Here is a 13,372-nt window from a genome sequence, read left to right on the forward strand (position 1 = left end):
CCAAGCCGTACATGAGTACAACCAAAAGGCAAGACCAGATGGCCTTAAGCCAAAGCTTTTGCTTTAGCCTTAGCGAACAAAAATCACGCGCGGCAACTTAGCTTGTTTGTGGAGACCATCGGGCGTAGCCCAAATCAGCGTGTCATTGATCGTATCATCGACGATGGTTTTAGGCTGTTCCCCCGCCAGCTGCAAATAGCCGATCAATTCGGCCAAACCCTGCTCTAAAGGGTAGCTACTGAGTAAGTTGCTCAGTGTAATCTGGCTAACCGATTGCAGCGCATGCCGCACATTGCGGGTCAATCGCGCTTTGTCGATCACAAATTGTCCAAATAGCACCGATGTATCGTCCATCCCTGCATCGCCCAACTCTAATTCGGCCGAACTGAGTACTGTTTTGATTTTTGGCGTGTACAGCGTTCGCTCCATCGTCAAATCAATCGCCGCCGCCGACTGTGCCACGCTGGTAAATTCCCCGACCGGCGCGCAGTCACGCACACCGAGTGCATGGCGCTCGATCCCTTGTAAAATTTCCATAATTCGGCGATTTTCCAAATACGCTTGATCATCCAGAAAAAACGCCGCAATTGCTGCGACAAGAGCGCGACGGTGCGCTGTGTATGCTCTCCCGCTTCCAACCAATCATAATGCACACGTCGAGTGCGAATATCGGGCTTGAGTGCACTCACCGGTGGGAGCTGCAAAACGATATCGAGCATTTGAGTCAGCTCGTCTTGTCGCGATTGCGACATCATCAAATCCCAAAATGCCCGAAAACTTTTGCCTTGATCTGAATCGGCAATCAAATCACGCTCGCCCATGATTTCATCCAGTAGTGCGCCCTTGCTGCCATCCCACAGCGCAATGCGCTCACGCACCCGACGATCCAAGCCACGAAAGTTATGTTCTACTTCGCGAAAATCGGCTAGCAATTCACGCGCCAAACCAGAAAACTGTTGAAAACGATCACGAATGGCGGTGTCGTCCAGCAATGGAATATGCCCACCTTGAATCCGCACAATTTCACTATCGAGCGCAGCGCGCTGCTTATAGAGCTCGGCCAAGCGCGTTTGTGGATCGGTCTGGGCCCCAGTACAAATTTGTTTTAACAAATCAAACAGGGTCAGCAGCCGTGATTCAGTACCGACAAAACTACGTTCCCCCAGGCTGGCCAGCCAAGCAATGGCTTTTTCGGTGGCAGGAGTCAGATCAAAATGCGGCTCGTCCGAGCCTGTGGGATAAAATTTACGCAGCCAAGCAGCATCGTTAGCGGCCCAATCATTGAGGTAGGCTTGCGGTAATTTGGGGTATATATCCGCGCCAAAACGATCGCGCAGCGCATACAACTCGTCAGCCAACATTTCGAGTAAATCCGCCTGTGCAATCACTCGCACATTCGGAGTCACAAACACCCGCTGCAAAAAACTGGCAATCAGCGGCGCATTACTCGCCACCAATAAACGCCACGCCGGATGAGAGCGGCGCAACGCATCCAAGGTGGCATGATCGAGTTTCATCATCGCAGCAATCTCAATGGCATCAAGTTACTGGCAGTATACCGCTGCCAGCATTATTTAAAAAAGACTAGCAACAGATACCCATTAGAACTGAAGCAACACTGCCGCGCCGCCACTAGGGCTGCGAGCAATTTCTACTTTGCCACCGTAAGCACCGACAATATCGGCAACAACCGCAAGGCCAATGCCTTGCTCAGCCAATTGCTTGGGTAATTCGAGTTGGCCTTGCGGATTTAACTCGGTCATCGCGATCAGCAAATACACCGCGCTTTGCAACCGCGCAAAATGACTGTCGCACAGGTGTTGACTGTAAATGCCTTGCACTGCCAAGCCGGTCACACAGAAAAACGCCAGCAAAACAATGCTGGCGCCTAGATGTAGTCGGTTTCGAATCGATAAATTTTTTAGCTGAATCACATGACTTCCAATGCAAAGCGATCACCGTGTCCACGCACCGTTTCGATGCTCGGCACCACGCTATCTTGATCGAGCTTGCGGCGCAGGCGGCTGAGCAATACTTCGATCACATTACTATCGCGGTCGGCTTCGTGCGGATATAAATAATCGGCCAGCGCCAATTTACTCACCACATTCGGACGCTGGTAAATCAGGTGTTCCAATAGGCGGTATTCAAATGCCGTCAAATCAATCACCCCAGTAGGATTGCGCACTTGTTGGCGCGCAAAATCAATTTGCAACACCCCAAAACCAAGGCCGCTGGGCAAAGCATTCAGTGCGCGGCGCAGCAAGGCCATCACGCGCGCCGCCAGTTCTGGATATTCGAACGGCTTGGTCAGATAATCATCGGCGCCCGCTTCTAGACCGGTGACTTTTTCTTGCCAATGGGTAGCGCGCGGTCAAAATCAGAATCGGCATCCTATGCCCAGTGGCGCGCGCACGCGCTCAATCAATTGAATACCGTTCAACTTGGGCAGGCCAAAATCGACAATCAGCAACTCAAACGGATATTCGCAAGCTTGAAACCGTCCGTCCTCGCCGTCGGCCGCGGTGTCCACGCGATAACCTTCTACCGTTAAGCTAGCCGCCAGTGACTCGCGCAGCGCGGTTTCATCTTCGATCAGGAGTATGCGCATGGCCTAGGGCTGCACTGATGTCTTGCTGAATCGTCATTCCCGCTCAGGCGAGAATCCAGTAATTCTGCTGGATCGCCGATAAAATCACTCAGGGATGACCAATCAATACATCCTTGGTCAACTTTGGCATTAGTAAACTTTACCTGTTGCTTCATCCACAAACACCGCGCGCACTTCGCCAGTACCAGTCAATACTTTTACCCGCCAAAGGTTTTTATCGCCTTCGACGAATTTCTCCACCGACATCACGCGGCCACCGTTGGTTTTCTTTTGTGCCAAGGCCGACGCATCATCGCGGCTCACTGCGGCATAGGCCGAGCCCACCAATAAACATGTCGTACACAACAAGACTTTGAATAGCGCTTTCATGGCTTTTTCCTTTTTACTCAACAGCAATTGTACCTGCAAGCGCAGCGATGCAGCGTGGGGATAATCACAAACCCTAATCCAATCGCATCTAATCATCCAATTCAACCAACGCCCGCACCGGCAAACGCGATCCCACGTCTCCTAGATAACGCAGCATCATCGTAGTGTACATTTGCGAACGGTATTCATACGCACCAGATAATCCCGCACTTGCTGACGATAATCGTTCACCGGATGGCAACGCTGTACTGCGCGATTCAGGGTATTGGTTGGCACGGTGCCACGATACGGATCTGCCACATAATCACCGATCATCGCACCAATCAAAGTCCCCGCCACAATCGCCACATTGCGGCCACGACCTTTACCGACTTGCGTACCCATAGCCCACCCGCTGCGCCGCCAATAATGGCACCACCATAATTCGGGCTTGTGGGCTGAGCAACGATTTCCATCACCCATTCAGAGCGACATTCTTGCCGAGGTTGGCCGATTGACTCATAGCGCGGCTGTACCGAGCGAATTACGGCAGAATCTCGTTGCTGCCACTTGGGCTGATGACGTTTATGCGAATCATCACCCCAATCTCGATCCGCCTGCGCCGCACCACTCAACAGCGCCATGAGAAACATAACTAACATTGATTTTTGCATGCCCAGCCTCACTTCGCGATTCACTTTTAATACCAGCTAGAATGCGCGTAGTGAGCTGAATCGATACTGAACAAAAAAAATTCTTTGCGGACTGGGTATGTAACGATGGCTAAATGGCTACGGCACAACCATGTACTTAAGCAGTAAAAATAAAAACCGACGCAAAAAACACAATCAGCCACCGTTTTTTTTAAGCCCCAGCATCGTGGCACAGCATCAAACCTAAATTGCAAATTTACTAGGGTCTGTTGACGTTTGGTTTTCGGTCGCGCTGGCGCGATTTTCGCGGCAGATCAAGGCATTTTATGCGACCAATAACCCGTTATTCGAGCATGAAATAACACAGAGATGCCGCGAAAAGCGCCCAGCCCTTAGGGTTTGGCTGCTTTTGGCCTGACACTACGTTGAAAAACGCTTGCATAGAATGACTATGCCACGCGTCTTTCGCCTTGTTTCAGGCCAAAATCAGCACAAACGCGATCCGCAAACCAAACGTCAACAGGCCCTAAGGGTATATAGCCACAGGCATTAAAAAATAATAGCCACCAGCAAATACCCATCAATAAAATCCTCCCGATATCGATCAGCAACACACCACCATCCTGACCGCGCTGGCACAAGTGGGTAAAGAATATGCTTTCAACTTTGACGTAGTGACGCGCCAACGAATGGTCTACTCAGAACGGGCTTATGTGGTCTTCCCTGAATTGCCGTGGCCGATTTCCAAAGCGCTCGGCCGCTACACAATCAGCCCCAATAATGTCGCGCAACTGGTCACCTGTTCGATCCGCTCATCCTGTACCGCGACGGGGTGACAATCAAAGCCGGCGTTCGCGAAACCTTAAGCCGCTCAATCAAGCCCAAAACAACGCGCATTGCGAAACAATAATCACCTTCCGGTGCGCAAGGCTTGAGTCCGGCAGCACATCCGCCCACAATGTAACGTCTTGCTCGATATCAGGTTCGCCATGTTTGTTGAATACCCCAATTCGCCGTATAAGTTATTTCAGCCATTCCCGCCTGCAGGGGATCAACCCAAAGCCATCGAACAACTCATCGAAGGCTTGGACGATGGACTCAAGTACCAAACTTTACTCGGCGTAACGGGCTCAGGTAAAACCTTTACCATGGCGAACGTAATTGCGCGCACTGGGCGGCCGGCGATTATTATGGCGCCCAATAAAACCCTCGCCGCGCAGTTGTATTCCGAAATGCGCGAGTTTTTCCCTGAAAACGCCGTCGAATATTTCGTTTCGTATTACGACTACTATCAGCCCGAAGCTTATGTGCCCAGCCGCGATTTATTTATCGAAAAAGACAGCGCGATTAACGAGCATATCGAACAAATGCGGCTGTCAGCCACCAAGGCAATGCTCGAGCGTCCCGATTGTATTATCGTCGCCACCGTATCAGCGATTTACGGGATTGGCGATCCATCCGATTATCACGCGATGATTTTGCATCTGTCTGAGGGCGAAAAAATCGGCCAGCGCGACATCATCAAACGCCTCACTACCATGCAGTACGACCGTAATGAGATTGAATTTGCCCGTGGGCATTTCCGTGTGCGTGGCGATGTGATTGATATCTTTCCTGCCGAGAGCGCCGATTTAGCGGTGCGCGTATCCATGTTCGACGATGAAATCGAACGCATCAGCCTGTTTGATCCGCTCACTGGCCACGTCAAGCAACGCATGGGGCGTTACACGATTTTCCCGTCAAGCCATTACGTTACCCCGCGCGAAAAAGTGCTGCTGGCGATTGAAACCATTAAAGAAGAGCTACGTGATCGCTTAGCGTTTTATTACCAAGAACACAAACTAGTCGAAGCGCAACGGCTCGAGCAACGCACGCGTTTTGATTTAGAAATGCTCGGTGAAATGGGTTTTTGCAAAGGCATCGAGAATTACTCACGGCATTTTTCTGGCAAACCGGCGGGCTCTGCGCCACCGACTTTGCTCGACTATTTGCCAAAAAACAGCTTAATGATCTTAGACGAAAGCCATGTGATGATCGGCCAAATTGGCGCGATGTATAAGGGCGATCGTTCCCGCAAAGAAAACCTGGTTGATTACGGCTTTCGCATGCCGTCCGCGCTGGATAATCGCCCGCTCAAATTTGAAGAATTTGAGCGCTTAATGCCGCAAACGATTTTTGTTTCAGCCACGCGCCAGCGGCGTATGAAGCTGAGCATCAAGGGCAAGTGGTCGAGCAACTGGTGCGACCAACCGGGCTAGTCGATCCGCTGATTGAAGTGCGTCCAGTGGGCACGCAAGTTGATGATTTATTGTCTGAAATTAATATCCGCACTGCCATTGGCGAGCGGGTATTGGTCACCACGCTGACTAAAAAAATGTCGGAGCAACTCACGGAATATTTATCCGAACATGGCGTTAAAGTGCGTTATTTACACTCAGATATTGATACCGTGGAGCGCGTTGAAATCTTGCGGGATCTGCGCCTTGGCGTGTTTGACGTGCTGATCGGGATTAACTTATTGCGTGAAGGTTTAGATATTCCCGAAGTCTCTTTAGTGGCGATTTTGGATGCCGATAAAGAAGGCTTTTTGCGTAGCGAGCGCAGCCTGATTCAAACCATCGGCCGCGCGGCGCGAAATCTAAACGGTAAAGCGATTTTATACGGTGATCGAATCACCAATTCCATGGAAAAAGCCATCGGCGAAACGCAGCGCCGCCGCGAAAAACAAATTGCCTACAACGTCGAACACGGCATCACCCCACGCGGCGTAGTCAAACGCATTAAGGACATTATCGACGGGGGTGTACAACGCCGAAGAAGCGGTCGCAGCCAGATTGGAAGAGAAAAAGACCCGCATTGTGGCCGAAATGGATCAAAAGCAATTGGCAAAAGAGCTCAAACGCTTAGAAAAAGATATGCTCAAAGCCGCACAGAATTTGGAATTTGAAAAAGCGGCGCAATTACGTGATGAACTAAAACAACTTCGCGAACGCGCTTTTGGTCACGACTAGGGTATATCTCTCTACTTTATGAAAATAATCAGCCAGCTAGCAATACCCTACTCATCATGACGCTGACTGGCATCGCTTCGGCGCAAGCGGCGGATGAGCAACTCAACTCAGGCGCTTTTGGCGCGCATACCCCCGATTTTTTGCAGGCGATGAATACCGAGCAAGCGTGGAAAACTTGGATTGTAACGCCGGTACTCACCCGCCATTTTAATCGGCAAGCGGTGATTGACGATAATCTAAATGAGCGCAATCCCGGCTTAGGGATTGAGCGCAGCAATGGGCGCTGGCATTGGATGCTCGGCGCTTACCGCAACTCAATTCGGCAAACATCGGTCTACGCTCAGCTCGGTTGGACACCACTGCAGTGGCAGTTTAGCGACGCAGGCAATCTCTCGCTCGGCGCTGCCGCTGGCTTATTAACCGGTTATCACAATACCGAAAAAGGCTATCCCATCGTGCCTGCTGGCGGCTTTTTGGCCTCGCTGGAAACGCCTTACCATTTTGGGGTGAACTTATTTATTGTCCCCACGGTGAAAACGTTTCAAGTCGAAGGCTTTGTTGCGCTGCAGCTTAAAGCTTATTTTTAATCCTAAATCAGCGCCGGTTTCAGCGATACCACCCACTCACGCAAAGCCTGATCGAGCAACTCAGGCTTGAGTGGTTTGGCCAAGAAATCATCCATCCCAGCCTCAAGACAGCGCAGGCGATCTTCAGCCATCGCATTGGCTGTTAAGGCAATAATTGGCAACCGTGGCTGAGGCACCGTTAATTCTTGCTGACGGATGCGCCGTGTGGCTTCAAGACCGTCCATTTCGGGCATTTGCATATCCATCAACACCACATCCACCGCTTGGCGCGCCAAAATCTCCAGCACCCATTGACCGTTTTCAGCGCTGATGACGGTATGGCCTTGTTTTTCTAATAAGCGCGTTGCCACCAAACGATTGGTTGGATTATCTTCGGCCAAGAGCACCTGCAGTGGACGAATGGCTTCGAGTGGCTGTGGTTTCTCAATGACAACTTCAGTGCTTGGTGCATAAGGCCATAGCAAATCAAACTGAAACGTTGTGCCACCTTCAGCATTGCCGCGGGCCTCCAGCTCACCGCCCATGCCACGCACCAAACGCCGTGCAATGGTTAAGCCCAAACCCGTACCACCATAAGCCCGTGTTGACGAGCCATCGGCTTGAACAAAGGCGTCAAAAATATACGGCAATTGCGCCGCAGCAATACCAATGCCACTATCCTTAACGGCAATTTCAATCCGGCAATGGCTCGCCTCGCTGTGGGTATGCACTTGCAAAGTAACTTCACCTTGCTCAGTAAACTTCAGCGCATTACCTAATAAATTGACCAAAACCTGTCGCAAACGCAGCGCATCGCCCAATAGCGTTAAATCTGCCGCGCCTTGATAATCCAATCGCCACCGTAAACCTTGGCTTTTGGCGCGCAGGCAAAACATCTGTTCAACCTCCGCCAGTACCTGCGGTAAATGCACCGTTTGCGCCACAATATCTAAACGATTAGCTTCAATTTTGGATAAATCCAATACGTCATTCACCAGCGCCAATAACAAATCGGCCGATTGATTAATGACATCGACTTTTTCTTGTTGCATCGGTGTTAACGGGGTTTGCGCTAATAAATGCGCCATGCCAACAATGCCATTCATGGGTGTGCGAATTTCATGGCTCACATTGGCGATAAATTCAGTCTTGGCGCGATTGGCTTGCTCGGCTTGATTACGTGCTTGAGCCAAATCTTCTGCCAAGCGTGTTTGCGCTAATTCCAGCTCTAAACTTTCAACAATGGTATCGCGGTAATTGGCCGCGCTTTTAAGCAAAGTAATAAACAAAAAGATAAACATAATCCCCAACGTCATATTCATCGACGTTGGATCAAATATCGCATTCAGCCAAATCGGCAGCGTCATAAAAAACGCATAAATCCGCATGGCATTGAGCATGGGCGATAGGACGGGCATCGAGCCGACCGTGAGACCAGAAAAAATCAATGCCGTTAACACCGATAGCACAATCGGGCTAGACAGCATTAGATAGGTGCCACCGCCCCCACAACACGCTGGTTATCGTCACGCCTTGCAAATGAATCTTTTGCCAGTACGCATCAGCACGCTGCGCCGCATGCTGCCGATAACGTCGAAATACCGACAAGCGATACAGTGCAAACCCACACACACAGAGCCACCACAGCAGCAAAAAACCACGTGAATGCGCATCAAAATGTAAAGCAAGTAAAGCAGTCGCGGCAACCATGCCAGCAAACTGCCCACCAATTGCTCCGCGATAGCTTAAGGCGGTAATGCGTTGTAATACCACGGCATCTTTTAAATTCATGCTGATCACCACGCCAAGGTTTAACAATAAAAAAGCGGCCTAAGGCCGCTTCAGGGTATTTTCTCAAATTACAGCAACAATAGTAAGTTTAATGCAATTTAAGTCGCAATTTGTGCCACTAACATGGTGTTGCAATTACATGGTTTCCAAGACTTTAATCCCAAGTAAATTCAAACCTGTTGCCAACACCTTGGCGGTTAAATCACATACTTTCAAACGCGATGCATTGGTCACACCATCTTGATTCACTGGGCAGTTTTCATAAAAGCGCGAGAACATCGTCGCCACGCTATACAAATATGCGCACAACAAATGCGGGCTGGCTGTCTTTAGCCACCGCATGCACCACATCGCTAAAGCGCGCTAATTCCAACGCCAAGGCGTGCTCAGCCGGCTCGGTCAACACAATCGCCGCGTTTTGGTCGTAATCAGTCACTTTGCGGAAAATACTCTTCACACGGGTATAGGCATATTGCAGATACGGCGCGGTATTGCCCTCAAAGCTGAGCATTGAGTTCCAGTTAAAGATGTAATCGGTGGTGCGGCTTTTCGACAAATCGGCGTATTTCAAAGCACCGATACCGACGGCATTGGCGATCTCACGGCGTGTGGCTTCATCCAAATTAGGATTTTTTTTCCGACACCAGATCAAACGCACGTTGCTGTGCTTCGTCGAGTAAATCGACTAATTTCACCACGTCGCCCGAGCGGGTTTTAAACGGCTTGCCGTCTTCGCCCATCATGGTGCCAAAGGCAATATGCTCTAACGACACCGAGTCTGGCGCGAAATGCGCTTTTTTGGCGATGGTAAACAATTGCTGGAAATGCAACGCTTGGCGCGCATCCACCACGTACAAGCAACGATCGATTTTTAGCTCGCGAACCCGGAAACGGATCGCGCCCAAATCGGTGGTTGAATACAAAAACCCACCGTCTTTCTTTTGAATAATGCTGGCTTGTGGCTCGCCGTCTTTGTTTTTGAATTCATCCAAAAACACCACTTGCGCGCCTTCGCTCTCCACCAGCAAACCTTGCTGACGCAATTCATCGACGATAATCGGCAAATCAGCGTTATAAAAACTCTCACCGCGCACATCGCCATCATCAAGCAACACATTGAGTTTTTGGTAAACGGCGTTGCAATGCGATAAGGACACTTCAACAAAGCGCGCCCACAATGCCCGCACTTCCGCATCACCACCTTGCAGCTTCACCACATAATCCCGCGCGGTATTGGCAAAGGTTTCATCTTCATCAAAACGCGCTTTTGCGCGGCGATAAAAGCCCTCTAAATCTTTTAGCGCAATATCGGCATTGCCCTCTTGCTGCTGCTCGATCAAAAACGCCACCAACATCCCAAACTGCGTACCCCAGTCGCCAACGTGATTTTGTCGCGTCACATTCATGCCAACGTAGGCTTGCACGCGCGCCAAAGCGTCACCAATAATCGTCGAGCGCAAATGGCCGACGTGCATTTCTTTGGCCAAATTCACCGATGAATATTCAACCATCACATGCTGCGCTGCGCTTTGCTCAACGCCAAGATGCGCGTCTTGCAGCGCCGTCGCCACGCGATCAGCCAAAAACGCATTATCCAATTTGATATTAATAAAACCTGGGCCGGCGATTTCAAGCGAGCTGGCGATGCCCGCCAAATCCACTGCATCAATAATTTTTTGCGCTAACTCACGTGGATTAAGCTTGAGCACTTTGGCTGCGCCCATCACCCCGTTCATTTGATAATCGCCAAACTCAGGTCGGCTGGCGGCTTGCACCAAGGGCTGTGCATCAGGCGCACCGACCGCAACCAAGGCCGCGGCAAAGCGAGTATTTAATAAAGGTAATAAAGACACAGGCAGCTCCGAAAAAAACCAACGCCGCACCAATGCTGCGACGTAAAAAATGAATTACCCGCAATTCTACGGGTGGGGGCAAGACGGGCAAACCGAAAACCGTATTTTAATACCAAGTCGATCAATTAATTTGCCCGCTACTAGCGAAGATGATCTGCCAGTAGCATCAAAAATACGCCGAATTTGAAAAACTGCCGCACTCAAACTAAGCAGCACCAGCCTAGCAACAACGATAGAAATCAGCCACATTGCGCGAATAAAAAACCATAAAAAACGCCGACTTCAAGTCGGCGTTTTGATGTATTGCTCTGTAGCACATATTGTATATGGTCTATATCCATATACCCATTAGCGCAGGGCTTGCAAGGCGGCGATTCGATCTTCCATCGGCGGATGCGAGCTGAACATCGCTGACCATCCTGCTTTATCGGCAATCCCTGATGACGCCATATTGCTTGGCAAGGCATTAGGCTCCATGCCACCTAGGCGGCGCAAGGCATCGACCATTGGTGCTGATTCACCCAATAATTGGGCTGCACCCGCGTCAGCACGAAACTCGCGTTGGCGCGAGAAATACATCACGATCACGCTGGCCAAAATACCAAATACGATATCGCACACCACCACAGTAATGTAATAACCCATTCCCGGGCCAGATGACTCTTCGTTGTCGCGCTTTAAGAACGAATCAACCAGATAGCCGACCACGCGCGCCAAGAAAAAGACAAAGGTATTCACCACGCCTTGGATCAAGGTTAGCGTCACCATATCGCCGTTTTTCACGTGCGCTACTTCGTGCGCCAATACCGCTTCGATTTCACGATGCGTCATGCTGTAGAGCAAGCCCGTTGACACGGCAACCAGCGAATTATTCTTACTCGGGCCGGTGGCAAAGGCATTCGGTTCGCCTTCATAAATCGCCACTTCAGGCATGGCGATCTGGGCGCGCTGCGCCAGTTTGGCGACGGTATCAAACAGCCATTGCTCGTCGGCATTGCGCGGCTGAGCGATGACTTGGGCGCCGGTACTCCATTTGGCCATGGTTTTGGACATGGCCAGCGAAATAAACGCCCCACCAAACCCCATTACCGCAGCGAACATCAGTAACATCGGCAAATTCAAGCCGTTGGCGCTCATAAAGCGATTTAAACCAAAAATATTTACAAAAATACCTAAGACCACCATGATGGCAATATTGGTGCCAATCAGTAATAGCGTTCTTTTCATCCATTATCTCCTGTGTTGTTTGGCGCTTGGACTAATCCTGATCGCAATTAGTTCCTTCTGCTTGGCGCTACGACCAAAATAGTAAGCCATTACAGCGGCAATGAAGACAGCCATCAACATTAAACTAAAACTCATTCATCTTCCTTTATTGTGAAACCTCACCTGCACTCAGGTGAATTTAATCATCATCGCCAGCCAAGCTGGCCAATCAAGTCAAGCTATTTCGCCGCGCGAGAAGTCGTCAAACCTCTCGCGACTCGCACATTCACTTAGGATGGTGTAGCCAGCATATGGTTGGCCTCTTCGGCATATTGCATTTCAGTGGCGAGTAATTTTCGGCTCGCCACGCTGCGGGTTATTTTTTGTCGTTTGGCGTTTAAGCGCTGCAGGGTTTGTGCTGCACGATGAATGGCTTTATCCACCACCGCGCGTAAATCACTACCGCGCTCGTGAACAATCACCGATTCATGTCCGGGCAAGATGAGTTTCACTTGTACCGATTTATCGTCGCCCCCTTTGGGACCATTTTCATCGCTTAAGCGCACAGTAATTGCGCCAATCCGGCTTAAGGTTCGATCAAGAGCGAGGCGTAAACGATGCAAAATATAACTGTGCATCGTGTCATCAATCGAAAGCTTGTGAGTCAAAATAAGTGGTCGCATTGCTCGATCTCCTGCTGGTTAGTCCAAACTCAATATCTACCCCATCGCACCGCCAGATCACGCGACAGCCATGAGAATCACTTCACGATGATGCTGTGCACTCACTGCGGTGAATCAGGTAGTGCATTCACCATAACGTATATTTTCTATCGACAAAATCAGAGCATAACTGATTAACCTTCAACTTTTCTCGATACAATTACCCGTAAAATAAATCGAACTAAGTCGAAAATAACGACTCAAAGACCACCTGAATCAATGATTTATTCAATCAGGCCGCTTAGTCCGACTCCCGCCATAAGCGATTTTTACATTGCCGGCACATGATCTGCCGCCGCCAATCGGTGTATTGCAATAAGCCCAAATCCAAATGCTCGGCCGCGCCGCAATGACAGCACAGGGTTTGTTCGCCACGAGCGCATTGCGGGTGCCGTTGCCGATATTGCGCCAATGTCGGCAGGCGCTCCCAATCGGTTTGTGCTGTGGGGTTGTAAATCACGTAATACCAAAACAAGGCCGCCAGCAAGACAACGGTCACTAGGCCCAATCCAGTCAGCATGGTTTGCTCTCATCGCAATTAATTATGTCGTAATTTTAAACTGGCTTTACAGAATCCAACATCAGGCTTACATTGCGGCATCATCAGTTTT

At 50.1% G+C, this 13,372-nt stretch carries 15 protein-coding genes and 2 pseudogenes; 2 read left to right on the plus strand and 15 right to left on the minus strand.

The features are described 5' to 3' along the window. Positions 1-69 precede the first annotated feature (69 nt). The 9 genes from GKO28_RS05085 to GKO28_RS05120 form a co-directional block, all read right to left on the minus strand. The gene (locus tag GKO28_RS05085) at positions 70-537 is read right to left on the minus strand and encodes a DUF3375 family protein (RefSeq protein WP_203563927.1); all 468 of its coding nucleotides are present in this window, start codon (positions 535-537) and stop codon (positions 70-72) included. After that, the gene (locus GKO28_RS05090) at positions 432-1,520 is read right to left on the minus strand and encodes a DUF3375 domain-containing protein (RefSeq protein WP_203563928.1); all 1,089 of its coding nucleotides are present in this window, start codon (positions 1,518-1,520) and stop codon (positions 432-434) included. The genes GKO28_RS05085 and GKO28_RS05090 overlap by 106 nt, the downstream gene beginning before the upstream one ends. Before the next feature lie 81 nt (positions 1,521-1,601). After that, on the minus strand, positions 1,602-1,934 hold the full coding sequence (locus GKO28_RS05095) for a hypothetical protein (RefSeq protein WP_182075564.1): 333 nt from the start codon (positions 1,932-1,934) through the stop codon (positions 1,602-1,604). Continuing rightward, positions 1,931-2,272 (minus strand): winged helix-turn-helix domain-containing protein, encoded by a 342-nt coding sequence (locus GKO28_RS19305; protein WP_247646698.1) that lies wholly within the window; start codon positions 2,270-2,272, stop codon positions 1,931-1,933. Before GKO28_RS19305 ends, GKO28_RS05095 begins: the two co-directional genes overlap by 4 nt. A 108-nt stretch (positions 2,273-2,380) precedes the next feature. After that, a complete protein-coding gene (locus GKO28_RS19310) occupies positions 2,381-2,611 on the minus strand; it encodes a response regulator (RefSeq protein WP_247646384.1) in 231 nt (76 codons plus the stop codon). A gap of 129 nt (positions 2,612-2,740) precedes the next feature. After that, positions 2,741-2,980, minus strand: coding sequence for a PepSY domain-containing protein (locus GKO28_RS05105; RefSeq protein ID WP_182075565.1), 240 nt, complete (start codon positions 2,978-2,980; stop codon positions 2,741-2,743). A 156-nt stretch (positions 2,981-3,136) separates the two neighbouring features. Further along, positions 3,137-3,319 carry a hypothetical protein gene (locus GKO28_RS05110; protein ID WP_182075566.1) on the minus strand — a complete coding sequence of 61 codons (183 nt, stop codon included), beginning with the start codon at positions 3,317-3,319 and terminating at the stop codon, positions 3,137-3,139. Next, positions 3,304-3,621, minus strand: a complete 318-nt coding sequence (locus tag GKO28_RS05115) for a hypothetical protein (RefSeq protein WP_203563929.1) — start codon at positions 3,619-3,621, stop codon at positions 3,304-3,306. Before GKO28_RS05115 ends, GKO28_RS05110 begins: the two co-directional genes overlap by 16 nt. A gap of 440 nt (positions 3,622-4,061) precedes the next feature. Further along, positions 4,062-4,226, minus strand: coding sequence for a hypothetical protein (locus tag GKO28_RS05120; protein ID WP_182075568.1), 165 nt, complete (start codon positions 4,224-4,226; stop codon positions 4,062-4,064). Positions 4,227-4,601: 375 nt separating this feature from the next. On the opposite strand from GKO28_RS05120, the pseudogene uvrB reads away from it, so the two are divergent. Next, positions 4,602-6,623 (plus strand): annotated as a pseudogene (gene uvrB / locus GKO28_RS05125) (excinuclease ABC subunit UvrB). 56 nt (positions 6,624-6,679) lie between these two features. Continuing rightward, positions 6,680-7,210, plus strand: coding sequence for a hypothetical protein (locus GKO28_RS05130; protein ID WP_182075569.1), 531 nt, complete (start codon positions 6,680-6,682; stop codon positions 7,208-7,210). Positions 7,211-7,212: 2 nt separating this feature from the next. Here the strand turns inward: GKO28_RS05130 and GKO28_RS05135 are convergent, their stop codons facing one another. The 6 genes and pseudogenes from GKO28_RS05135 to GKO28_RS05160 all read right to left on the minus strand — a co-directional run bounded on the left by GKO28_RS05135 (position 7,213) and on the right by GKO28_RS05160 (position 13,281). Next, complete coding sequence (locus GKO28_RS05135) at positions 7,213-8,676, minus strand: response regulator (RefSeq protein ID WP_182075570.1); 1,464 nt, start codon at positions 8,674-8,676, stop codon at positions 7,213-7,215. Then, the gene (locus tag GKO28_RS05140; RefSeq protein WP_182075571.1) at positions 8,666-8,980 is read right to left on the minus strand and encodes a hypothetical protein; all 315 of its coding nucleotides are present in this window, start codon (positions 8,978-8,980) and stop codon (positions 8,666-8,668) included. Before GKO28_RS05140 ends, GKO28_RS05135 begins: the two co-directional genes overlap by 11 nt. A gap of 135 nt (positions 8,981-9,115) precedes the next feature. Next, positions 9,116-10,833: pseudogene (gene argS, locus GKO28_RS05145) on the minus strand (arginine--tRNA ligase). A gap of 348 nt (positions 10,834-11,181) precedes the next feature. Then, positions 11,182-12,060 carry a protease HtpX gene (htpX, locus tag GKO28_RS05150; protein WP_182075572.1) on the minus strand — a complete coding sequence of 293 codons (879 nt, stop codon included), beginning with the start codon at positions 12,058-12,060 and terminating at the stop codon, positions 11,182-11,184. Positions 12,061-12,329: 269 nt separating this feature from the next. Continuing rightward, positions 12,330-12,722, minus strand: coding sequence for an HPF/RaiA family ribosome-associated protein (locus tag GKO28_RS05155; protein WP_182075573.1), 393 nt, complete (start codon positions 12,720-12,722; stop codon positions 12,330-12,332). A gap of 280 nt (positions 12,723-13,002) precedes the next feature. Continuing rightward, positions 13,003-13,281 (minus strand): hypothetical protein, encoded by a 279-nt coding sequence (locus GKO28_RS05160; protein WP_182075574.1) that lies wholly within the window; start codon positions 13,279-13,281, stop codon positions 13,003-13,005. Positions 13,282-13,372: the final 91 nt, after the last annotated feature.

Origin of the sequence: Deefgea sp. CFH1-16 (assembly GCF_016881365.1) — a bacterium.
Classification (GTDB): Bacteria; Pseudomonadota; Gammaproteobacteria; order Burkholderiales; family Chitinibacteraceae; genus Deefgea.